The following is a 22,246-nucleotide window of genomic DNA, read 5'->3' on the forward strand; positions in this document are numbered from 1 at the left end:
CGGGGAGCATCGCATCGAGGTGTCTTACTTCTTCGCCAACCAGGCAGCGATGTCGGGCGTCAACCTTGCGCGCGTTTCGACGCGCGCCTTGATCGCCGCAATGGCACGATCCACGACCTTGCGCGATTCAGGCGTCAGATACTGGGTTGCGTAGGCATCGAGTTTCGTCGCCATCGCCAAGTCCGCCGAACTCCCGCCCAGTCGCGCCAATGCCTGAGAGCGAGCCGATACATCGATCATCGCTTCATATTGTGCGCGATGCGCCAGCACAAAATCGACCGCTAGCATGCTATGCTGATAGCCCACCGCTGCGATGATGGCGGCGCTGGTCGTCTTGCCGGGTTCTTCGGTCAGAGCCAGATCGAGCGCCTGCTGCGCCAGCTTCTTGTCCTTCGCTTCGCCGAGCAATCCGAACAACTGGCTCTTTTCCAGATCCGTGGGTGCAGCGTTCGCCATCTTGCGAAGCTGATCCCAGACCGCCTGATCGGCATTTGCAGCGACGATGCCGAGCCAGATGTTCTTGAGTGGGCCATCCAGCGCGGCAGGATTGGTCGCCAGCGCAGCAAAGCGCTTGTCTGCTTCGGCTACGACTGCCTTGTCGCCAATTGTGCCAAGCGTATCGACCAATTGCTGACGCAAGAGCGGGATCTGCGGCCCTTCGCCCGGTTTGGCGTCATAGCCAATGGCGGTCAGTACAGGCGTCAGCTTGGCGGAAGCATAAGCTGCCGCTTTGGCTTGCATCTCGGGCTTGCCTTCGAACATCATATAGGCGCTTTGCAGATAGCCCGGAATGGCCGCCAGGACCGCAGGGCTGGCATCGTTGGGCACCGCTGCAATCATGTCGAGGGGCAGGGTTATAGGTTGATATCCCCCCAGGCCCAATTGCCAGTTGTCCGCCAGCAACCCAAGCTGGTCGATGGCAGGCAAAGTGGTGAACCCCTTCGTCAGCGCCTGCACATTCGCGGCAGGATATAGCGAACGATAATACCCCGCCTGGCCTGCGTTGATGACGTAGGCACCACAGCCCGGCAGCGTCACCGTGCCCTTGCCATTCAGCACCAGTCGCTGCTTTTCGCCGCCTATGGTCTGCGCGATGACGGGCACATTCCAGCGCAACGGCGTCTTGCCCTTAGTGTCGCGGCTGAATTCCCCTTGGCTGAGCGACAACGTGGTCATACCACCCTTGCATTGAGCGCTCTCGACAGTGACGAGCGGAATGCCCGGCTTGGTCGTGAAATCATGGGCGATATTGACCAGACCCTTGGCCCCCGCGCCTTCCACAGCACTCCAGAGGTCGTCGGTCAGCGTATTACCGTAAGCGTGCGTCTTCATATAGTTACGGATACCCGTGCGCCATACGTCCTCGCCAGCAAACGCCTCCAGCATACTGATGACCGCTTCACCCTTTTCGTAGGTGATGGTGTCGAACGCCTGATTGACCTGATCCACCGTGGTGATCTTCTGCACGACGGGATGGGTAGTGACGAATGCATCCAGTCCCATCGCCGATTCCTTGTTGCCTACGCGGCTGAGCAACATTTCCCATTGCGGCTTCAGCTTGTCGGTAACCTTGGTCGCCATCCAGCTTGCGAAGCCTTCGTTGAGCCAGAGATCATCCCACCACGCCATCGTCACCAGATCGCCGAACCATTGATGCGCCATTTCATGCGCTACGGTTTCGTAGATACGGCGCGTGGTGGCTTCTGACGTGAATTTGGGATCGACGATCAACGCCCGCTCGAAGGTGAAGATGGCACCCCAGTTTTCCATGGCCGAAAAGAACTGACTCTGCCCCGGCCCGGCGACGTTATCCAGCTTTGGCAGCGGGAAAGGTACGCCGAAATAATCGTTATAATAGGGCAGGATTTCCGCTGCACCGTCCAGTGCCAGTTGCGCTTTGCCCGTGTTGCCCTTGCCGGTAATCACGCCGATCTCGGTCCCTGCGGACATCTTGGTTGCACGGTCCAGTTCGCCAAGGCCGAAGAACAGCAAGTAAGACGACATCTTGGGCGAGGTGCCAAACGTCACTTGCGCCAGACCCTTGCCCAAATCCTTCCGCGTTTTGACCGGCATGTTGCCGACCGCGAGCTGATCGGCGGGCACAATGGCAGTCAGGTCGAATGTCGCCTTATAACTTGGCTCGTCCCAGCTCGGCACGAAGCGGCGTGCGTCGGGCGCTTCGAATTGCGTGAACAGCGCGCGCTTCGCTTTTCCGGCATTGTCCGTGTAGTCGAGCGCGAACAGCCCGTTTGCTTGGGTATTGATGATCCCGGCATAGTCCATCGTCAGCACATATTTGCCGGCCGCGAGCGACTTTGCGAACTTGAGTGTTGCCGTCTGCGCATCGGCATCGATGGTTGCGGTTCCGGTTAAGGCTTTGCCGCCAGCCGGGGCGATCGAAACCTTGTCGATCGTAAGGTCAGCGGCATTCAGGGTTATGCTGTCGCTTGGCGTTGTGACCGTTACATCGATAGCGACCTTGCCGGTAAAGCGCAGCTTGGCGGCATCAGGGGCGACGGTTATCGCGTAATGCGTCGGTACAACGCCACGAGGAAGCTGGGTCGTCACATTTGCGGCCGGACCCGATGAAGGGGACGCAGGCGTTTGCGCAGATACAGGGGCATTCAGTGCAATGGGGGCAGCCGTAAGCGACAGCGCAAGCACGATTTTTTTAAGAGACATGGGGTGAAACTCCGAGAACGGCAGGCAGCGCTATGGCGCCGGATGCCTCAACGGTTCGTAGGTTTCAGACCACTCGTCAAGTTACAATCACGTTAAATAAGGAGGTGGTCGGGCCGGGAAATGCTGGGGGGTGCGTATCCCGGCCCTACGCCGATCATCGGCGATCGGTAAGTTGTGCGGCCTCACGACGCTGTTTGGCCATGTGGTTGTAGCCGATGCAGGTCGTGGCTTTGGACGCTTCGTGATGGCATTTGATGTCGCGCAAGTGGCGCTCCGTCGATGGTGCCGTCGCATTGGGGCGCAGGCGGGTATCCGCTGGGCCTTTGGCGAAAGCGGCTGCGGGAACGAGCGCTACAGCGGCTGCGCAGATGAGGGGTAACCGAATGGACATGAGTGTCTCCTGACTTTTCCGCCGCGGCGGACGGGACAGGTCAGGAGATACGGCCCCAGTGTTTCGAGCAATCGACCCGATTGTAAGAAATCGTGTCTAGCGCGTATCGAGGCACGGTAACGGAATATTTACCATGTTCCGGAGATAATCCGGATCATGTTTGGACCCGGCGACCCCATCCCATCGCTTCTGGCACGCAGTGCCAGCAATCCACGCTATGCCTTGGACAGCGTTGCGGGGCGCTACATCGTGATGACGTTCATCGCCAGCACGCGCATCCCGGGGATCATGGCATTTCTCCAGCAACTTTATGGAAATGCCGGACCATTTGACGATGTCTTCGCCAGCGCGTTCATCATCTCCAATGACCCGCAGGACGAATCCGAACGTCGCTTGGGGGATCGCTATCCGGGGCTGCGCGTCTTTTGGGACGACCAGCACATCCTGGCGCACACCTTCGGATGCCTGACGAAGAAGGATGAAGAGAACGCGCGTTTGTCTCTTACCACGTGGATTCTCGATCCTGCGCTACGTGTGCTTAGGGTTATTCCCATCGGAAATCCTACGACTCACTACGCGGAGATTTGTGCCTGTCTTTCAGAGTTGCCGTCTCCTGCGGAAGATGTGTCCAGCTGGGCGCCGGTTCTTCAGGTGCCGAACCTGATCGAACCGGCACTGTGCCAGGAATATATCGCCTATTGCGAGATGCACGGCGCACATGACAGCGGCTATATGAAGACCGATCCAGCGACCGGAGCGACGGTGATGGTCGTCGATCATCATCACAAACGCCGCAGCGACTGTAATATTGAAGAAGGCGCGTTGCGCGATGCGCTGCAGGCACGCCTCTATCGTCGCTTGGTGCCGCAGATACAGCGTGCATTCCAATTCTCCGTATCGCGCATGGAACGCTATTTGATCGCGCGATATGATGCCGGCACGGGCGGCTATTTTCGGCCGCACAAGGACAATACAACGCTCGGTACAGCGCATCGCCGTTTTGCCGTGTCGATCAATCTCAATGCCGAAGATTATGATGGCGGAGATTTGCGCTTCCCTGAATTCGGTATGCGGACTTATCGTCCCCCTACGGGCGGCGCGATCGTCTTTTCCTGCTCGCTACTGCACGAAGCTACGCCCATCACGCGCGGATCGCGCTATTGCATATTGCCGTTCCTGTACGATGAAGCCGCGGCGGCTTTGCGTCTGGAAAATGCGCAGTATCTGGCAGACGAAGAACTGCGAAAAAATGTCATAGAGTCGGTGACGGCAAAGTCGGCTTCGGGCACATGCCGACCCCCGACAAAAACCTCTATTGCAGAAGCAAGGCCGAAAGCAGCCTCGAAACCCCGCGCCAAAAAGCGGGCAGCGGCTTGATCTTGGCCTATTCTGTCGCCCCTGCCTAATAGGTTCCCGTAGCGGTTTCATCACAGTGTCTTTAAGGCGCTTTAGGTGCGGTTTGATGTCGCACTCTCATGCTATGGGATCTTGATGCCCAACATATTATCTCGCCGCGCCTTGTTAGGTGGTCTTGCCGCTGGTTCTGGCTGGCTTGCCGCGCCATCGATATTGCGCGCCCAGCAACTATTTGCGGCCTATCCCTTCCGTCTGGGCGTCGCGGCTGGCGATCCGGCGGCGGACGGCTTCGTCATCTGGACGCGACTTTGCCCAGACCCGCAAGACAGCCATGGCGGCATGCCTATGGCCCCGGTCGAAGTGGATTGGGAAGTGGCATCCGACATTGCGATGAAAACCATCGTGGCAAAGGGGACTGCGACTGCGCGCCCGGAGTTGGCGCATAGCGTTCATGTCGAAGTGGTGGGACTGCAACCGGCACGACCCTATTGGTATCGCTTCCGGATCGGTCGGGAGCGCTCGATGCGCGGTAAGGCGATGACTTTGCCCGCCGCCGGTGCATCGGTCGATCAATTGCGTTTCGCCGTAGCTGGATGCCAGAATTTCGAGGATGGCTGGTACACCGCCTATCGCCATCTCGCGAACGATGACCCGGCCTTTGTCTTCCATTATGGTGACTATATCTATGAAGGGCGCAGTTCGCCGGTGCCGTTCGGCTATGATGGCCTCCCGCGCCCCTTCGTCCGCGCGCACGAAGGGCAGATGCTCTACAGCCTGGACGATTATCGCCGCCGTTATACGCAAATTAAGCTCGACCCCGATTTGCAGGCGGCGCACGCAGCCGCTGCGTGGTTCGTCACGCCGGACGATCATGAGATCGAGAATAATTGGGTCACCCTCATCGATCAGGGTGGCGATCCGCAGGAGATATTCGCCTTGCGTCGGGCGGCTGCGTTTCAAGCCTATTATGAACATATGCCGCTGCGCAAATCGTCGTTCCCCGGCGCCAACGGAATGCAGATCTATCGGCGCGCGCTATACGGCAATTTGGTGGACTTGCATTTTCTCGATACGCGCCAGTTCCGTAGCGATCAGCCTTGCGACGATGGGTTCAAGACGATCTGCCCCGGCGTTTCCGATCCGAAGGCACAAGTGCTTGGGGAGGTTCAAGAAGCATGGCTCGACCGGAACCTCAGGCAAAAGGCGGGGCGGTGGAATGCCATCGCGCAGCAGATCATGGTGATGCCGCTCGACCGACGTACCGGCGATGAGCCGGACGCTATCCGCAACATGGATAGCTGGGGCGCCTATGACGCACCCCGCGAGCGGTTGCTTTCGCGTTTCAAAGGCTTGAACAACGTCGTTGTCCTGACCGGCGACGAGCATCAGAACTTCGCTGGAGAATTGCGCCAGAAGCAGGGGGCCGGCGACGCAGTTGCGGTGGAATTTGTCAGTACGTCCATCTCTTCTGGAGGCGACGGCGCAGACAAGCGGGAAAACACCGACCGTATAATCGCGCGCAATCCCTTCCTTAAATATACGGGCGATCGGCGTGGCTATCTGTTGTGCGACGTATCGCCCGCAACATGGCAGAGCCAATGCCGGGTCGTCCCAATGGTTAGCGAGAAGGGCGCGCCAGTTTCCACTGCTGCCACGATTACGGTGGAGCACGGCAAGCCTGCGCTGAACATCGCCTGACCGGGTTGCGCTTCGCAGCGGGGACCAATAGGACGCATCGGAAAGGAGTTTAACCCATGAAGAACGTCACCCTGACCTTTACCGAGGACGAAGCGGAAATTCTGTGCGATGCTCTGGAAACCGACATGGAAGGCTACAAGGATTCGGTTAAGGACGCGCGCGCGAACGGCAATCGCGCCGATGTCATCACCTTTTCCGAAGCGGCCGATCGCATCAAGGCCGTACACGACAGGATTCGCAAAGCCATCGACAACTGATGTCAGCGCTGTTTTCGCTGGCCGGTAAGACTGCGGTCATTACCGGCTCGTCGCGCGGCATCGGGCGCGCGATTGCGGAGGCTTATGCGGCCCACGGCGCCAATGTCGTCATTTCTTCGCGCAAGCAGGATGCATGCGATACCGTCGCCGCGGCCATTAACGCGCAGAACGATGGACGGGCGATTGCGGTGGCGGCAAGCATCGCGTCGAAAGACGATCTGCGCCGGTTAGTCGATGAAGCCCGTGCGGCTTTCGGGAGCATCGACATTCTCGTCTGCAATGCGGCGGCCAATCCCTATTATGGACCGATGGCAGGGATCAGCGACGATCAGTTCGAGAAGATTTTCCGCAACAACGTACTGTCCAATCACTGGCTGGCGCAGATGATTGCGCCGGAAATGGTGGAGCGACGGGACGGGGCAATCATCATCGTGTCTTCGATCGGGGGCTATCGCGCGTCGCCGGTCATTGGCGCATATAACGTATCGAAGGCAGCCGATTTTCAACTCGCGCGCAATCTCGCTGCGGAGCTGGGCTATGCCAATGTGCGTGTGAACTGCATCGCGCCCGGGCTGGTACGGACCGACTTCGCTCGCGCCCTATGGGAAGACGAAGCAAACTTGAAGGTAGCATTGCGGGGCACGCCTTTGGGACGGATCGGCGAACCAGATGAAATCGCCGGTGCTGCTGTGTTTCTGGCCTCGCCAGCAGGGCGCTATGTCACCGGTCAGTCGATCATTGTAGACGGAGGCGCGACCGTCACGATTGGCGGTATCTGAGGGACTACTCGACGCGCCGTCTATAGGCTATCGTGGGGCATGGCGATAAAACTCGAAGACTATGAATCTACCCCGAAGTTCGCGGGTGATTATGAAGCGGAGATGGAGGCCCTGCAGGAGCGGCTGGCCAAGGTGCAAGTCGCCCATATTGTGCACGAAAAACGCAGCATGATCCTGTTCGAAGGATGGGATGCGGCGGGTAAGGGCGGCATCATCCAGCGAATGACGGCGGAATGGGACCCACGCTATTTCCATGTGTGGCCCATTGCGGCACCCACCGAAGAGGAGCGCAATCGCCATTATCTCTGGCGGTTTTGGAACCGGCTTCCGGCCAACGGCAATATCGCAGTTTTCGACCGTACCTGGTACGGACGGGTGCTGGTGGAGCGCGTGGAAGGTTTCTGCAGCAAGGCCGACTGGAAACGCGCCTATCGCGAAATCAATGATTTCGAAGCACAGCAAATTGACGCCGGTACCAATGTCGTCAAACTGTTCATCCATATCACCCAGGAAACCCAGGACAAGCAACTGGCCGAGCGGATCGACACGCCGTGGAAGCGCTGGAAGACGGGCACGGACGATTACCGCAATCGTGCCAGGCGCGCGGAATATCTGGATGCGATGCACGACATGTTCCGACGGACGGATAAGCCGGGCGCAATTTGGAAGGTGATCGACAATAACCACCGCAAGGCAGGGCGGATAGCGGCCTTGCGCTATATCGCGGAAACACTGGAAGCGCTTGTTCCGATGGACATGCCCGAAGCCGATCCCGAAGTGGTGGCGCTGGCAAAAGCGGCATTTGGGTACAAGCCGAAGAAGTAGCCTATCGACGACACAGTGGATTACGCGGCAGGATAAGCAATCGCCATTACTTCATATTCCTTCTCTCCGGCTGGCAGCATAGCCTTGCGGAGATCGCCCACAGCCGCTCCACGTAAAGCGCGCGAAAGGGGCGCACCCCAACCGATGCGCCCCTTGTCCGTCTCGGTTTCGTCATTGCCGACAATCGTGATGGTGCGCTGGTTGTCGTCCTCGTCTGCGATAGTGACGGTCGCGCCGAAATAGACGCGGCTCTTGTCCGGCTGCTGCCTCGGATCGACAACCTTCGCGTCCTTCATTTTCTTCGCGAGGCGACGAAGTTGCCCGTCGATCTCCCGCATCCGCTTGCGGCCATATAGATAGTCGCCATTTTCCGAGCGATCGCCATTGCTGGCGGCCCAGCTAACGACTTCGACGATGCGGGGACGTTCTACACCCAGCAAATGGTCATATTCTGCGCGCAAGGCCGCAAAGCCTTGGGGTGTTATGTAATTGGGGTAGGGCAGTGTCATCGCATATCTCTACGTCACTCCCGCTTGCGCGGGAATGACGGAACGGATTATCCGGGTGTATTCTTGCCCAAGTAGCGGCTCAGCGGTGCAGTGCTGGTACGAAAGCGCGCTTGACCCGGATTGATCGCGTCGTACACGACGGCGTTTTCCAGCACCCGCTGCACATAGCTACGCGTTTCGTAGATCGGGATCATCTCGATCCAGCGGAGCATGTCAGCGCCGGGCAAGCGCGGGTCTCCATTCGCCCGAATCCATTTGTTCACATTGCCCGGCCCCGCGTTGTAAGCCGCCACCGCCAGCGGGTAGCTGCCTCCGTAATAGTTCAGCATCTGCTGGATGTAGGTGCTGCCTAATTGGATATTATATCCCGGATCGGTGGTAAGCGCGGACATATTGTAGCTCAGGCCGATCTTTCCAGCCGTCTCGCGTGCCGTGCCTGGCATCAACTGCATAAGTCCCCGCGCGCCCGCATGACTGACGGCAGCACGGTCGAACTGGCTTTCCTGCCGCGCGATCGCGTGGATCATCGTCCAGTTCGCTTGATGACCCGACGGCACTGGAACGCTGGGGAAACTCGCTTTGCCGTAGCCCGAAAGGCCATCCGACACGGCGCGCCGCCCAACCATCACGCCCAGATCGGGGCGCCCGAGCGACTGCGCGAGCTCTGCGGACAGCACATGGCTTTCTTCATCATCGGCACTCGCGGCAATCGCGCGGACGAATTTGCTCTGATCCTCCCAATAGCCCATCTGGCCCAGTGCCTTGGCTGCGCGCACGACACTTCTGCTGGCAAAGGCGGCGCGTTCCGCGCTCGTCAATGCTGCAGGCTGAGGCATCGCAGCAGGGGTGGGAACCGGGCGGCCCAGCCGTTCGAGCGACAACTGGCCGTAGAATTGATCGGGATAAGCAGCGGCCTGCGTAAAAAAGCTATTTGCCCCTCCAGTGTTACCGCTGGCCAATGCCGCGCGGCCAGCCCAGTAATAGCCCTTGGAGATTGTCTGCGGGGAGCGGGCAGCCGTGGCGTACCGCTGAAACATGCCAATCGCGTCGGCAGGTCGTCCCAGATTATAGAACGCAGTCGTCCCCGCCAGCCACGTGAGGCTGGTATAATCGTCGCGCTCGCCGATGCTCTTGTCGCGTACGGAGATGCCCGCCGGATAAGCATCATCGACTTTGCTGGCGATAGCGTAGGCGAAACTCCACTGACTGTCGTTAGCAGCCGCACGCGCGTTGGTGAGCAGCGTTTCGAACCATTCCTCCGGGTCGCCGGGCAATGTGCGCAGCGTTTGCCGGTTTGCGAGCAATGTTCGCGCCGCAATGCTGTTGCCGCTGTCGCGCAGCCACATTGCCTTATCAGTCAGGAAGCCGGGATCGCTCGCGCCATAGGCTTCGGCGGTTTGCACCTGCATCGCTGCATTAGGCGACTTTCGCTGCAGGGCGATCCGCGCCGCGAACACCGAACGACGATTCGGAGAAGTATAGGCTAGGATCCGCTCGGCTCCGGCGTTCGCGCGTGCGAATAGCAGCACGTCGGCGCGCATATCATAATCGGCAGGCGTGAAGCTGCTCCCAAATAGCGACATTAAACGCGCTTCACCCTCTGGAGACAATGCGCCGGTGGTCCATGCCGATCGCGCAGCCACGCGCGCTTCGGCCATACGCCCGATTGCGGACAAGGCGACTGCGTTTCGCGCATGGCCGACCGCCGTGCGCGCCGGAAAGCGGGCAAAAAAGGCCACGACCTGATTTGGCTCATAGGCATTGGGATTGATCGACGTTTCGGCGAGGCGCCGCATCCGGTCCTCGCCGGGCCAGTCGGGGTAGGTGGTAATGAAGCTGGCGTAGGACGAAAATCCTAGTCCGTCGCTTTGTTGCAGGCGACGCCATTCGTTGATTGCGCCAACGATCTGCGTATCCTGCGAGACGCCGACACGAGCCTGTGCGGCATTCCATCCGCTCGATCCGGGTATCGGTTGTACCATTACCGGATTCGATGCCTGACTTGCGGACATATTGGCAGGCAGTATCGACGTAGGCGCAGGCGCTTCGGTCTGCGCGCTGGCAACGGCCGTCGACGACAAAAGGGCCACCAGAATGGAGCGTATAAGGGGTTTACGGACCTGAGACGTTGACGTGACCATGCTGGACATTATGGGGACAGGTTCCTTATCAGGCGCTGAACGATGTGCCTGCGCTGGCAATATACCTATCATGCCCCTAATCGGTGGCGTTTTGAAGGAGATAATGCATGTTCTCCGGGTCGATACCGGCTCTTGTGACGCCTTTCCGGGACGGATCGATCGATGAAGCGGCGTTTCGCGCGTTCGTCGATTGGCAGATTGCCGAAGGCAGCAGTGCGCTGGTCCCCTGCGGTACCACCGGCGAGAGCGCGACGATGACGGTCGAAGAGCATAACCGCGTCATCGCGATTTGCGTCGATCAGGCCGCCGGGCGCGTGCCGGTTATCGCCGGATGCGGATCGAACGATACGCGCATTGCGCTGGATCATATGTATGCGGCGCAGGGCGCTGGCGCGGACGCGGCGTTGGTCGTCGCGCCATATTACAACAAGCCTAATCAGGATGGCGTCTATCAGCATTTCGCCTATCTGGCAGAACGCTGCAGCTTGCCGATCATCCTTTACAATGTACCGGGCCGCACGATCACGGATATCGGCGTCCCCGTGATGTTCCGCCTTGCCGAAGAGTTCCAGTCCGTCGTCGGCGTTAAGGATGCTACCGGAAATCTGGGGCGAGTGAGCGCGCAGCGTCTCGCCTGCGGTTCCGATTTCTGTCAGCTTTCCGGCAACGACGAAACAGCCTTGGGATTCAATGCGATGGGTGGCGTAGGCTGCATATCGGTGACAGCGAATGTTGCGCCGCGCCAGTGCGCTGATTTTCAGGACGCTTGCGCGTCAGGCGACTGGAAAGCGGCCCTTGCCGTGCAGGACCGGCTGTACCCGCTTCATGATGCGTTGTTCAGCGATGCTTCACCCGGCCCGATCAAATATGCATTGTCGCGCGTTCGACCCGATATGCCGACCGATGTGCGCCTGCCGATTACATGGCCATCGGAATCCAGCCGCGCGGCGGTCGATCGCGCTCTTGAAATTGCCGGGCTGGTTTGACCTGCTCTTACACACCATATCGCTATGACATGTCGTCACGCATATAATAGGAAATCATGGCCCGTCCCCGTCCCGAAACATTCGACAAGAAGAAGATCGTCGCCGAGAACCGGCGCGCGCGCTTTGAATTCTTTATCGAGGACGTGTTCGAGGCAGGCATCGCCTTGCAAGGAACCGAAGTGAAGGCATTGCGCGGGGGTGAGGGCTCCATCGCCGAAAGCTATGCAGAGGTTAAAGGCAATCAGGTCTTTCTGGTGAACAGCAACATCCCGGAATATAGCCACGGTAACCGCGAAAACCATGAGCCGAAGCGCCCGCGCAAGTTGCTGCTGCACGAGCGTGAGATCACGAAGATGCACACCGCCGTGGAGCGGCAGGGCATGACGATCGTGCCATTGATGGTCTATTTCAACAGCAAGGGCCGTGCGAAGGTCGAACTGGCGATCGCCAAGGGCAAGAAGCTCCATGACAAGCGCGAAGTCATCAAGGATCGCGACTGGAAGCGAGATGCGGCGCGCATCATGAAAGAGCGCGGCTGATATGAGCAGGTTGACCCGATGGTGGCATGCGAACGCGCCGACCCGCGAGTCCCTGGAGCATAATCGCTTCGTCGCGCCGGTTGCGCATCGGGTGCTTGAACCTTCCTTGTGGCGATTTACCCGGCGCTCCGTACCGCGGGGCGTCGCTTTGGGGTTGTTCGTCGGCATTTTCCTGCTGATCCCCGGCATTCAGATCGCCGGCGCGGCGTTGCTGGCTTTGCCGGTAAGGGCCAATATCCCGGTAGCGGCGGCAATGACGTTCCTCAGCAATCCGGCGACGACGCCCTTCCTCCTGTGGGCTTCAGTATATATCGGCAATTTCATGCTGGGGCGCAGCGCCGACGCATCGGGTTTTATGGCGTTGATCCACCATCATGCCGGTATGCGTGAGTGGATGGGCTGGCTGTTTTCAGAAGCCGCTCCCGCTATGCTGTTCGGCCTGTTCCTGATTTCCATGGGGGCGGCGCTTGTCGGCTATTTGATCGCTATAGGTTTCTGGCGCGTTCGTATGGGCCGCAAATGGCAGGCGCGCAAATTGAGGATTGGCAACTGCCACGAAAGCGGTTCAATGGAAGAAACGGCAGCCGTCTAACCCGCGCTGCCTGACGTGGATTTCAGGTTGCAGGGGAGAACGCCCCGTCATGGCGGCGCAAGGCACATCGCAGAAAAACGAGATCATCGCCATGGCCGCGCCACCCCCCATGCGCGCGCTCTTGCCGATGCTCATCGTCGCGGCGCTTGCTTGTGCCGGATTGATCTACTTCGCAGTCGGGCAGATCGCGCTGGCGGCGGGCTTTGCCGCAGCGTTGATTGCGGTTGCAGCGCTTGGATACTGGTTCACACAGCTTTTTCCAAAAGAAGTGCTCGACCTCGACGCGATCCCCGACTGGACAGTGGCGCGCGCGGCGGCGGATGCGTCCAGCATGGCGATTGCCGTTACCGATCGATCGGGTCGGCTGGTGTGCGCCAGTGACCTGTTCGGCGAGTGGTTTCCTGGCTTTCCCACACCCCCTGGTCTGCCGCTCGATCCCACGGATGCCGAACGGTTGACGGCGGCGGGTCGTGCCGCTTGGTCCGACGGCGAGGGGAAGGCATCGGGCATCGGGCGCGGCGCGTTGCGCCTCGACGCCGACGTTGCGCGAACGGGCCGGTCTGAAGATTATTTGCTGTGGCGCTTTACCCCCGTGCGACAGGTCAGCGTCCTCGACGATTTCAACCGTATGCTGACCGGTGAAGCGGGGCGACAGTTGACCGAAGCTGGCGTCATGGCGGTCATGATCGGCGGCGAAGGCCGCGTCCGCGCCGCGAATGGCGCGTTTCTCTTGCGCGCAGCCGGGAGGATCGACGCCAACATAACCGGGCGCGACTTCGCCAGCTACCTGCGTATCGATGAAAAGGGACGTGTATTCTTCGCACGGGAAGAACGTAGCGCACTCCCCATCCGTTTGTTGCAGGTTCCGTTGCGTCGTGGCGATGTCGAAGGGCCGATGCTCATCCTCATGCTCGACGAGCAGGGCGGCAGCATGGATGGTACATCCGCGCTTTCCTACATCGAAACATTGCTGTCGCTTTTACCCTTCGGTCTGGCAATGGCGGATCGCGACGGGCGCGTGCTGTTTCTCAACAACGCTTTTTCTCGCGCCGTGGGCTTGGAACCGGGGGAAAAGCCGACCTACCCCGGCGACCTGGTGGTGCGAGAAGATCAGGCAGCGGTGGCCGACTCGGTGCGCCGCTTTGCCGTGGGGCCGCAGATGTCCGGAGACATTGCGGTGCGGATGCGCGTGCAGCCAGACGAGCCGGTGGCGCTCAGCCTTGCTGGCGTGCGCGGTCTGGGCGAAGCGGCGGTGCTGCTCAGCCTCAAGGACAATAGCGAAGAGAGTAAGCTGAAGCGTCAGGTTGCGCAGGCCACCAAGATGCAGGCGATCGGGCAGTTAGCGGGCGGCGTTGCGCATGATTTCAACAACATATTGACCGCTATTATCGGCCATTGCGATCTCATGTTGATGCGGCACACGCCCGGCGACAGCGATTATGACGATATTCAGCAGATCAAATCGAACAGCAATCGTGCTGCCGGATTGACGCGGCAGTTGCTCGCCTTCTCCCGCCAGCAGACGTTGCGTCCCCAGGTGCTGCAATTGCCCGATATTGTCGCGGACGTTTCCAATCTCCTTAACCGTCTGCTTGGCGAGAAGGTGAAACTGTCGGTCAGCCATGGTCGCAATCTGGGTGCCGTGCGCGCCGATCCGGGGCAGTTGGAGCAAGTGATCGTCAACCTCGCGGTCAATGCGCGCGATGCCATGCCGCAGGGCGGGGTCGTCAATATCCAGACCTATGCCGTGCCCGCCGCCAAGGTCCGCGACATGCGGCATGAAGTGCTGCCGGTCAGCGATTATACAGCGTTGCGCGTGTCCGACACCGGCGTCGGCATTGCGCCCGACCTTTTATCCAAAATCTTCGAACCCTTCTTCACGACCAAGGATGTCGGTAAAGGCACGGGCCTTGGCCTTTCCACCGTTTACGGTATCGTCAAACAATCGGGCGGTTTCATCTTCGCGGAGTCCGAGCAGGGGCAGGGGGCGAGCTTTGTCATCTACCTCCCCGTTTACGCTTCCGTCGGCAAGACGCCTGCGCCCGAAAAAACCCGCTCTGCCGACAAGCGCAGCGAAGTGTGGGGCACCGGCACGATCCTTCTGGTCGAAGATGAAGATATGGTTCGCACGGTCGCTGAGCGCGCGTTGACCCGGCAGGGTTACACCGTCCTCACGGCGTCGGATGGCGAGTTGGGTCTGGAGATGCTGGCAACCACCACGGCATCGGGCGGGCATATCGACCTGCTGATTTCCGATGTGGTGATGCCCAATATGGATGGACCTACCATGGTCACGCAGGCACGTCAGACGCATCCTACATTGCCGGTATTGTTCATGTCGGGTTATGCCGAGGAACAACTGCGCAAGTCGATCGATATCGCTAATGTCAATTTCCTGCCGAAACCATTTTCCGTCAGCCAGTTGGCGGAAGCAGCGCGCGATACTTTGGTCGCTTATGCGCCCGCCAAAAAGACAGAGGAAGTTGCTCCGTCCGTCTGAGCCTTGCTTCAGATTAAGAGGATTAAACTAGGCAAGTGCGGTTCGATACGGTAGCGAACTCATGTCCTTTCGCAATCGAAACGCCGATTGCGCTTCAATAATCGTGGAAGCTCATGACTGTAAGCAAATCTATCTTAGTTGTCGAAGATGAAGCTATGATCAGCATGATGCTTGAGGATTTCTTGGAGACGCTGGGCTATGCGGTGCATGGCGTAGCTTCCACCGTATCGGAAGCATCGGCGTTGGTGGCCAACGGTGGATTTGACGCCGCCATTTTGGATTGCAATTTACAGGGTGAGAAATCCTGGCCGGTTGCCGAAGAGCTGGCAGGTCGGAACATCCCGTTTCTTTTCGCGACGGGCGGCAGTTCGGACGATGTGCCGTCTAGCTTCATTAATCGCCCCACTCTCGCCAAGCCGTTCACCATCGGTGCTGTAGAACGCGCACTGGAAAAGATTTTGAATACGCCTGCGACCGAAGGCTCTGCTTCCGCGTAACGAAAATGATGTTCCCCTCTTGTTCTATGAGAACAAATGCGATACATAATGGTCAGGCGCCGGATGTAGGCGCATCTTTCCGCCAATAGGCTCGTCTCGTTTTCGATCGGGCTGCTTGACAGGGGACCATGTGATGACGGCAATGCTCAAATTGATCGATTCCGACAAAAAGACGGGGACCATGGATAAAACTGGACTGGACCGGCAGAAGGCACTGGATGCCGCACTTGCGCAGATTGACCGCGCTTTTGGCAAGGGGTCGGCCATGCGGCTTGGCTCGAAGGAAACCATGCAAGTCGAATCTATTTCGACGGGCAGCCTTGGCCTCGATATCGCCTTGGGCGTGGGCGGACTGCCGCGCGGTCGCGTCATCGAAATTTACGGGCCGGAAAGCTCGGGCAAGACCACATTGGCGTTGCATGTCATCGCCGAAGCACAGAAGGGCGGTGGTACGGCTGCCTTTGTGGACGCCGAACATGCGCTCGATCCGGTTTATGCTAGGAAGCTGGGCGTAAACATCGATGAGTTGATTGTGTCGCAGCCCGATACGGGTGAGCAGGCGCTGGAAATCGTCGATACACTGGTGCGCTCGAATGCCATCGATGTGCTGGTCGTCGATTCGGTGGCGGCATTGGTGCCGCGCGCGGAAATCGAAGGTGAAATGGGCGACAGCCATGTCGGCCTGCAAGCGCGTCTGATGTCGCAATCGCTGCGCAAACTGACGGGCTCGATCAGCCGTTCGCGCTGCATGGTGATCTTCATCAATCAGCTTCGCATGAAAATTGGCGTGATGTACGGTAATCCGGAAACCACGACCGGCGGTAATGCGCTCAAATTCTATGCCTCGGTGCGTCTCGACATTCGTCGCACCGGCCAGATCAAGGATCGCGACGATATCGTCGGCAACGCTACCCGCGTGAAGGTGGTGAAGAACAAAGTCGCTCCGCCGTTCAAGCAAGTCGAATTCGACATCATGTATGGCGAAGGCATTTCAAAGATCGGTGAAATTCTCGACCTGGGCGTCAAGGCGGGCATCGTCGAGAAATCGGGTGCATGGTTCTCCTATGACTCTGTCCGCATCGGGCAGGGGCGCGAAAATTCGAAGAATTTTCTCAAAGAAAACCCCGAACTTGCCGACAAGCTGGAAAAGGCGATCCGCGCCAAGACCGAAAAGGTCGCCGAAGGCATGATGACCGGACCTGAACCCGACGAAGCGGAGGACGACGACGCATAAGCGATCCGGACTGCCGGGCCCGTACACCCGACATCCTTCGCTGACGCGGGTTCGCCTGCCGCTTCACGATCCGAAAAGGCCCGCTGCGTGAGAACGCTGGCGGGCCTTTTATCGTTATGCCCTGATTATGATTTGTGGGGGGAACATGTGGTTTGTTTCATGGCTTTCTCGACAGGCAAACTCTGCTAGCCTCGAGGCAAGGAGATCCCATGAGCATCATCGTCCACCATCTTGAGAACAGCCGTTCGCAGCGTATCCTCTGGCTACTGGAGGAACTCTCGCTCCCGTACAGCGTCAAGCGTTATGCCCGTAATCCAAAGACCATGCTGGCACCGCCGGAGCTCAAGGCGGTGCACCCGCTCGGCAAATCCCCGGTCATCGAAGACGATGCTATGGTTGTCGCGGAGACCGGTGCGATCGTCGAATATATCGTCTCAAAGGCACGTAATCGGCTTGGTGCGCCCGCCGCTCCGGATGACGCGATGCGCTATCGCCATTTCCTTCATTATGCCGAAGGGTCGATGATGCCCCCGCTTATGGCCCTGCTGGTTATCCAACGCCTCGGTTTGCTCGGTCGACCCGCCCGCAAGACGGTGCAGGGCATGATGGATACGCATCTTGACTGGCTGGAGAGCGAACTGACGACCCGTCCCTATTTCGCCGGTGCAGAGTTCACTGCCGCCGACATCATGATGAGCTTCTCGCTCGAAGCATCCCGCTCTCGGGCCGGCCTCGATGCCTCGCGCCCCCATCTGATTGCCTGGTTGGACAAAATGCATGCCCGCCCGGCCTATCAGGCCGCGCTAACGGCTGGCGGTCCCTATGCCTACGCCTGACCGTCGGGCTCTGCTGAAGGGCGTCGCCTTCGCCACTGGCTCGCTTGCGCTGGGCTTTCCGCGCGGCCTGTTCGCCCAGAATGAAGCAATAGCTGACCTCAAATCACTCACCACAGGCATCGCGCCAATATCCAAACAGGAGCGGGCGGCACGAATCGCCCGCGCGCAAAGCCTGATGCGGGCCAACGATATCGGCGCTGTCCTCATCGAACCGGGCGCCAGCCTCGTCTATTTCACCGGCGTGCAGTGGCATCGCAGCGAAAGGCTGACTGCTGCGGTAATCCCGGCGGAAGGCTCGCCCATTATCGTCACGCCTTTCTTCGAAAAGCCTTCGGTCGCTGAATCGCTGGCCATCCCGGCGGAAATACGCGTGTGGCAGGAACATGAAAATCCGCTTTTGCAGGTGTCGGCTTTTCTGACCGAGCGTGGCCTGACTAAAGCGAGGATCGGCGTAGAGGAAACCGCCCGCTTCTTCGCCTTCGATGGGTTGCGCACCGCGCTTCCGGGCGCGACGCTTGTTTCCGCCAATCCTGTGGTGCGCGGTTGCCGGATGCGCAAGACGCCAGCCGAAATCGCGCTGATGCAGGCGGCGTCGGATGTCACCGTCGCCGCCTATAGCTGGACTGTTCCGCGCATTCGTGCCGGCATGACCCCCTTGGATATCGGCGCGCTAATGACTAGCGCGACCCGCGTGCTGGGCGGTGACCCGGAGTTCGCGCTGGTATTGATCGGTGAAGCGGCCGCCTATCCGCATGGCAGCGGTAAACCTCAGGTCGTCACCCCCGGCGCGATTGTCCTGATGGACTGCGGCTGCACGGTGCAGGGCTATCAATCCGACATTTCCCGCACTTTCGTACACGGTGCAGACCCGACGCCCGAACAGCGCCGGGTGTGGAATCAGGTCGCAAAAGGCCAGCAAGTCGCTTTCTCCGCGGCGCGTTTAGGTGCACCCGCCGGCGCTGTCGACGACGCTGTTCGGGCTTATTATACCTCGCTTGGCTATGGCCCGGATTATGCGCTTCCCGGCCTGTCGCACCGAACCGGCCATGGCATCGGCATGGAGGGCCATGAGCCCGTCAATCTCGTTCGCGGCGAAACCACGAGACTGGAGGAAGGCATGTGCTTTTCGAATGAGCCGGGCCTCTATCTCCCCGGCCATTTCGGTGTCCGCATGGAGGATTGCTTTCACATGACCGCTACCGGACCAAAGTGGTTTTCACAGCCGCCCACGTCGATTGACGCCCCGTTGGGATAGAGCTTGAACCGACCCCTCACGAGCAGTTGCACATTCCACGCTTTATCGCCCCTTGAGAACGCTGCGCCGACCCTCTAAGTCGATCGCATGACATCGACCAACGACATCCGCCGCTCCTTCCTCGATTATTTCGCGCAGGCTGGACATACACCCGTCGCATCGGCACCGCTGGTGCCGCATAACGATCCGACGCTGATGTTCGTCAATGCGGGCATGGTGCCGTTCAAGAATGTCTTTACCGGCCTTGAGAAGCGGCCCTATTCCACCGCGACGTCCAGCCAGAAATGCGTGCGCGCGGGTGGCAAGCATAACGATCTCGACAATGTCGGCTACACCGCGCGGCACCATACCTTCTTTGAAATGCTGGGTAATTTCAGCTTCGGGGATTATTTCAAGGAACAGGCGATCACCCACGCCTGGACGCTGCTGACCAAGGAATGGGGCTTGGACCCCAATCGTTTGACCGCGACAGTCTATCACACCGACGATCAGGCATTCGACCTGTGGCGTAAGATCGCGGGCCTGCCCGAAGAGCGGATCATCCGTATCGCGACCAAGGACAACTTCTGGGCGATGGGCTCGGATGGCCCTTGCGGACCATGTTCGGAAATCTTCTATGATCATGGCGATCATATCTGGGGCGGCCCGCCGGGATCGCCGGAGGAAGATGGCGACCGTTTCGTGGAAATCTGGAACCTGGTCTTCATGCAGCATTTGCAAGAGGCGGACGAGATCGTCAGCGACCTGCCCAAGCCCAGCATCGACACCGGCATGGGACTGGAGCGGATCGCGGCTGTGATGCAGGGTGTGCATGACAACTACGATACCGACACCTTCAAGGCCCTGATTGCTGAAAGCGGCGCGATCAGCCGCACCGCGACGGACGGCGACCATAAATCCAGCCATCGCGTCATTGCCGACCATTTGCGCTCATCGGGTTTTCTGATCGCTGACGGTGTTCTGCCCGCCAATGAAGGGCGCGGCTATGTGCTGCGACGGATCATGCGGCGCGCAATGCGTCACGCGCATATCATCGGTTCGAAAGACCCGCTTATGCATCGGCTGGTCGGTGGTCTGGTCAGTGAAATGGGCAGCGCTTACCCTGAACTGGTGCGCGCCCAGTCACTAATCGAGGAAACGCTGCTTCGTGAGGAAACGCGCTTCCGAAAGACGCTGGAAAACGGTCTGCGCCTACTGGATGACGCGACATCCGCGATGGCCGAAGGCGATACCTTACCGGGTGAAACAGCGTTCAAGCTCTATGATACTTATGGTTTCCCTTATGATCTGACTGAGGACGCGCTGCGTTCGCAGGGGCTTGGCGTCGATCGTGCCGGGTTCGATGCCGCGATGGCGGAACAGAAGGCCGCTGCCCGTGCCGCGTGGAAGGGGTCGGGGGACAAGGCGTCTGACGACATCTGGTACGACATCGCCGACACTGAAGGCGGCACCGAATTTACCGGCTACATTTCGACGCAAGGCGAAGCGCAAGTCGTTGCGCTGATCAAGGACGGCGCGAAAGTCGATAGCGCGACATCCGGCGATAGCGTGGTCATCCTCACCAACCAGACGCCGTTCTATGGCGAAAGCGGCGGACAGAACGGCGATACCGGAAGCATCACCGGCAGCGAGGGCTTCGCCGCAACGGTGAGCGATACGGCAAAGCCGCTGGGACGGCTGCATGCCCACCATGCGCACATCGACGCTGGTCGTGTGAAGGTCGGCGACACCGTCGCGCTGTCGGTCGATGCCGTACACCGGGACAAGGTCCGCGCGAACCATAGTGCCACGCATCTGCTGCACGCCGCATTGCGTCATCGCCTGGGGACGCACGTTACCCAGAAGGGCAGCATGGTCGCGCCGGATCGCCTCCGGTTCGACTTCTCGCATCCCGAAGCGCTGACCTCGGCGCAGATCGCCCAGATCGAAGCAGATGTGAATGCGCAGATCCGGCATAACGAAGAAGTGACCACCCGCCTCATGACCCCTGACGACGCTGTCGCGGCGGGCGCTATGGCACTCTTCGGTGAGAAATATGGCGATGAAGTCCGCGTTCTTTCCATGGGGAAGGGCGACGACCTGCATTATTCGGTCGAGTTATGTGGCGGCACGCATGTCCGCGCAACGGGCGACATCGCCCTGTTCAAGATCGTATCGGAAAGCGCCGTTTCCAGCGGTATTCGCCGTATCGAAGCACTGACGGGCGAAGCGGCGCGCCTCTGGCTGATCGATCGTGACGACCGCCTTAAGCAAGCGGCGGCAACGCTCCGGACTGCACCAGACGACGTGCCTGCGCGCATCGCGGCTCTCGTAGAGCAAAGCCGTAAGCTGGAACGCGAACTGGCTGACGCGAAAAAAGCCCTGGCGCTTGGCGGCGGGGGAGGGACTTCCGCGCCTGCCGGGCCGGAGCAGGTCGGCAATATCGCCTTCATGGGGCAGGTTATTCAGGGGCTGGATCCCAAGGAACTGCGCGGACTGGTCGACCAAAACAAAGCAACGCTGGGCAGCGGCGTGTCGACCATCGTGGCCGTAGTCGATGGTCGCGCAACGATAGCCGTGGGTGTAACTGACGATTTATCGGGCAGCATCAGCGCGGTCGATCTTGTCCGTGCGGGTGTCGAAGCATTGGGTGGAAAGGGCGGCGGTGGTCGTCCGGACATGGCACAGGGCGGCGGTCCGCAAGGGGACAAGGCGGAAGCAGCGCTTGACGCGGTCAAGGCGACTTTGGCGGCGGTGCCTGAGTAATTTGACGCACTATGACCCAACAACTTTTTCTCACCGCGTTGCTAGTCCATGATTACGATGAAGCGATTCAGTTTTACGTAGAGAAACTGGGCTTTGAAGTGCGGTTGGATAACGTCCTCTCGCCGCAAAAGCGCTGGGTTGTGGTCGCTCCGGCGGGAAGTAGGGCTGGGTGTATTTTGCTGGCAAAAGCTGAAACGGAAAGACAGGCGGCCTACGTTGGAAATCAGACGGGCGGTCGGGTTTTTCTCTTTTTGAATACCGATGATTTCAAGAAGGATTACGCAGCTTATCTGGAGCGTGGGGTCCGTTGTGTTGAAGAGCCCCGGTACGAGAATTATGGCACGGTGGCCGTTTTTGAAGATCTTTATGGTAACCGACTGGATCTTATTCAGCACATTGAGCCGTATGGGATGCTAGAATAGAC

19 protein-coding genes are annotated in these 22,246 nt (G+C 59.4%); 15 read left to right on the forward strand and 4 right to left on the reverse strand.

The genetic code is table 11. The features are described 5' to 3' along the window. Nucleotides 1–24: 24 nt before the first annotated feature. Nucleotides 25–2,682: a M1 family metallopeptidase gene (locus QMG56_RS12060; protein ID WP_281822745.1), complete on the reverse strand. Its 2,658-nt coding sequence runs from the start codon at nt 2,680–2,682 to the stop codon at nt 25–27. A gap of 154 nt (nt 2,683–2,836) precedes the next feature. Continuing rightward, nucleotides 2,837–3,073, reverse strand: a complete 237-nt coding sequence (locus QMG56_RS12065) for a hypothetical protein (protein WP_230188333.1) — start codon at nt 3,071–3,073, stop codon at nt 2,837–2,839. A 156-nt stretch (nt 3,074–3,229) separates the two neighbouring features. On the opposite strand from QMG56_RS12065, the gene QMG56_RS12070 reads away from it, so the two are divergent. The 5 genes from QMG56_RS12070 to QMG56_RS12090 all read left to right on the forward strand — a co-directional run bounded on the left by QMG56_RS12070 (nt 3,230) and on the right by QMG56_RS12090 (nt 7,988). Continuing rightward, nucleotides 3,230–4,450, forward strand: coding sequence for a 2OG-Fe(II) oxygenase (locus QMG56_RS12070; protein WP_281822746.1), 1,221 nt, complete (start codon nt 3,230–3,232; stop codon nt 4,448–4,450). 114 nt (nt 4,451–4,564) lie between these two features. Then, nucleotides 4,565–6,127 (forward strand): alkaline phosphatase, encoded by a 1,563-nt coding sequence (locus QMG56_RS12075; protein WP_281822747.1) that lies wholly within the window; start codon nt 4,565–4,567, stop codon nt 6,125–6,127. A 56-nt stretch (nt 6,128–6,183) separates the two neighbouring features. Further along, entirely contained in the window at nt 6,184–6,384 is a 201-nt protein-coding gene (locus tag QMG56_RS12080) for a hypothetical protein (RefSeq protein WP_230188330.1), read from the forward strand. After that, nucleotides 6,384–7,163 (forward strand): SDR family oxidoreductase, encoded by a 780-nt coding sequence (locus tag QMG56_RS12085; RefSeq protein WP_281822748.1) that lies wholly within the window; start codon nt 6,384–6,386, stop codon nt 7,161–7,163. Before QMG56_RS12080 ends, QMG56_RS12085 begins: the two co-directional genes overlap by 1 nt. Before the next feature lie 39 nt (nt 7,164–7,202). Beyond that, nucleotides 7,203–7,988 (forward strand): polyphosphate kinase 2 family protein, encoded by a 786-nt coding sequence (locus tag QMG56_RS12090; protein ID WP_281822749.1) that lies wholly within the window; start codon nt 7,203–7,205, stop codon nt 7,986–7,988. Nucleotides 7,989–8,008: 20 nt separating this feature from the next. Here QMG56_RS12090 and greB read toward each other — a convergent pair whose 3' ends face one another. Further along, the gene (gene greB / locus QMG56_RS12095; RefSeq protein ID WP_230188327.1) at nt 8,009–8,497 is read right to left on the reverse strand and encodes a transcription elongation factor GreB; all 489 of its coding nucleotides are present in this window, start codon (nt 8,495–8,497) and stop codon (nt 8,009–8,011) included. Nucleotides 8,498–8,544: 47 nt separating this feature from the next. After that, nucleotides 8,545–10,647 (reverse strand): lytic transglycosylase domain-containing protein, encoded by a 2,103-nt coding sequence (locus tag QMG56_RS12100; protein ID WP_281822750.1) that lies wholly within the window; start codon nt 10,645–10,647, stop codon nt 8,545–8,547. 98 nt (nt 10,648–10,745) lie between these two features. Here QMG56_RS12100 and dapA point away from each other — a divergent pair, with 98 nt between their 5' ends. The 10 genes from dapA (at nt 10,746) to QMG56_RS12150 (ending at nt 22,244) form a co-directional block, all read left to right on the forward strand. After that, nucleotides 10,746–11,624 carry a 4-hydroxy-tetrahydrodipicolinate synthase gene (gene dapA / locus QMG56_RS12105; protein WP_281822751.1) on the forward strand — a complete coding sequence of 293 codons (879 nt, stop codon included), beginning with the start codon at nt 10,746–10,748 and terminating at the stop codon, nt 11,622–11,624. 56 nt (nt 11,625–11,680) lie between these two features. After that, nucleotides 11,681–12,163 (forward strand): SsrA-binding protein SmpB, encoded by a 483-nt coding sequence (smpB, locus tag QMG56_RS12110; protein WP_230188324.1) that lies wholly within the window; start codon nt 11,681–11,683, stop codon nt 12,161–12,163. 1 nt (nt 12,164) lies between these two features. Further along, nucleotides 12,165–12,755 (forward strand): DUF2062 domain-containing protein, encoded by a 591-nt coding sequence (locus QMG56_RS12115; RefSeq protein WP_230188323.1) that lies wholly within the window; start codon nt 12,165–12,167, stop codon nt 12,753–12,755. 91 nt (nt 12,756–12,846) lie between these two features. Beyond that, nucleotides 12,847–15,255, forward strand: a complete 2,409-nt coding sequence (locus QMG56_RS12120) for an ATP-binding protein (protein WP_281822805.1) — start codon at nt 12,847–12,849, stop codon at nt 15,253–15,255. A gap of 113 nt (nt 15,256–15,368) precedes the next feature. Continuing rightward, nucleotides 15,369–15,752: a response regulator gene (locus QMG56_RS12125; RefSeq protein WP_281822752.1), complete on the forward strand. Its 384-nt coding sequence runs from the start codon at nt 15,369–15,371 to the stop codon at nt 15,750–15,752. A 133-nt stretch (nt 15,753–15,885) separates the two neighbouring features. After that, nucleotides 15,886–16,986, forward strand: a complete 1,101-nt coding sequence (gene recA / locus QMG56_RS12130; RefSeq protein ID WP_281822753.1) for a recombinase RecA — start codon at nt 15,886–15,888, stop codon at nt 16,984–16,986. A 209-nt stretch (nt 16,987–17,195) separates the two neighbouring features. Then, nucleotides 17,196–17,822: a glutathione S-transferase family protein gene (locus QMG56_RS12135; protein WP_281822754.1), complete on the forward strand. Its 627-nt coding sequence runs from the start codon at nt 17,196–17,198 to the stop codon at nt 17,820–17,822. Further along, nucleotides 17,809–19,077, forward strand: coding sequence for a Xaa-Pro peptidase family protein (locus QMG56_RS12140; RefSeq protein WP_281822755.1), 1,269 nt, complete (start codon nt 17,809–17,811; stop codon nt 19,075–19,077). Before QMG56_RS12135 ends, QMG56_RS12140 begins: the two co-directional genes overlap by 14 nt. 87 nt (nt 19,078–19,164) lie before the next feature. After that, nucleotides 19,165–21,822: an alanine--tRNA ligase gene (gene alaS, locus QMG56_RS12145; RefSeq protein WP_281822756.1), complete on the forward strand. Its 2,658-nt coding sequence runs from the start codon at nt 19,165–19,167 to the stop codon at nt 21,820–21,822. An 11-nt stretch (nt 21,823–21,833) separates the two neighbouring features. Next, nucleotides 21,834–22,244 carry a VOC family protein gene (locus tag QMG56_RS12150; protein WP_230188318.1) on the forward strand — a complete coding sequence of 137 codons (411 nt, stop codon included), beginning with the start codon at nt 21,834–21,836 and terminating at the stop codon, nt 22,242–22,244. Nucleotides 22,245–22,246: the final 2 nt, after the last annotated feature.

Source organism: Sphingobium sp. BS19, from assembly GCF_027925545.1.
Taxonomy (GTDB): Bacteria; Pseudomonadota; Alphaproteobacteria; order Sphingomonadales; family Sphingomonadaceae; genus Sphingobium.

Excerpts from the sequence above, each read along its gene's own strand:
- QMG56_RS12060 (WP_281822745.1), bottom strand. The coding sequence starts at position 2,682 with ATGTCTCTTAAAAAAATCGTGCTTGCGCTGTCGCTTACGGCTGCCCCC.
- QMG56_RS12065 (WP_230188333.1), bottom strand. The coding sequence starts at position 3,073 with ATGTCCATTCGGTTACCCCTCATCTGCGCAGCCGCTGTAGCGCTCGTT.
- QMG56_RS12070 (WP_281822746.1), top strand. The coding sequence starts at position 3,230 with ATGTTTGGACCCGGCGACCCCATCCCATCGCTTCTGGCACGCAGTGCC.
- QMG56_RS12075 (WP_281822747.1), top strand. The coding sequence starts at position 4,565 with ATGCCCAACATATTATCTCGCCGCGCCTTGTTAGGTGGTCTTGCCGCT.
- QMG56_RS12080 (WP_230188330.1), top strand. The coding sequence starts at position 6,184 with ATGAAGAACGTCACCCTGACCTTTACCGAGGACGAAGCGGAAATTCTG.
- QMG56_RS12085 (WP_281822748.1), top strand. The coding sequence starts at position 6,384 with ATGTCAGCGCTGTTTTCGCTGGCCGGTAAGACTGCGGTCATTACCGGC.
- QMG56_RS12090 (WP_281822749.1), top strand. The coding sequence starts at position 7,203 with ATGGCGATAAAACTCGAAGACTATGAATCTACCCCGAAGTTCGCGGGT.
- greB (WP_230188327.1), bottom strand. The coding sequence starts at position 8,497 with ATGACACTGCCCTACCCCAATTACATAACACCCCAAGGCTTTGCGGCC.
- QMG56_RS12100 (WP_281822750.1), bottom strand. The coding sequence starts at position 10,647 with ATGTCCAGCATGGTCACGTCAACGTCTCAGGTCCGTAAACCCCTTATA.
- dapA (WP_281822751.1), top strand. The coding sequence starts at position 10,746 with ATGTTCTCCGGGTCGATACCGGCTCTTGTGACGCCTTTCCGGGACGGA.
- smpB (WP_230188324.1), top strand. The coding sequence starts at position 11,681 with ATGGCCCGTCCCCGTCCCGAAACATTCGACAAGAAGAAGATCGTCGCC.
- QMG56_RS12115 (WP_230188323.1), top strand. The coding sequence starts at position 12,165 with ATGAGCAGGTTGACCCGATGGTGGCATGCGAACGCGCCGACCCGCGAG.
- QMG56_RS12120 (WP_281822805.1), top strand. The coding sequence starts at position 12,847 with ATGGCCGCGCCACCCCCCATGCGCGCGCTCTTGCCGATGCTCATCGTC.
- QMG56_RS12125 (WP_281822752.1), top strand. The coding sequence starts at position 15,369 with ATGACTGTAAGCAAATCTATCTTAGTTGTCGAAGATGAAGCTATGATC.
- recA (WP_281822753.1), top strand. The coding sequence starts at position 15,886 with ATGACGGCAATGCTCAAATTGATCGATTCCGACAAAAAGACGGGGACC.
- QMG56_RS12135 (WP_281822754.1), top strand. The coding sequence starts at position 17,196 with ATGAGCATCATCGTCCACCATCTTGAGAACAGCCGTTCGCAGCGTATC.
- QMG56_RS12140 (WP_281822755.1), top strand. The coding sequence starts at position 17,809 with ATGCCTACGCCTGACCGTCGGGCTCTGCTGAAGGGCGTCGCCTTCGCC.
- alaS (WP_281822756.1), top strand. The coding sequence starts at position 19,165 with ATGACATCGACCAACGACATCCGCCGCTCCTTCCTCGATTATTTCGCG.
- QMG56_RS12150 (WP_230188318.1), top strand. The coding sequence starts at position 21,834 with ATGACCCAACAACTTTTTCTCACCGCGTTGCTAGTCCATGATTACGAT.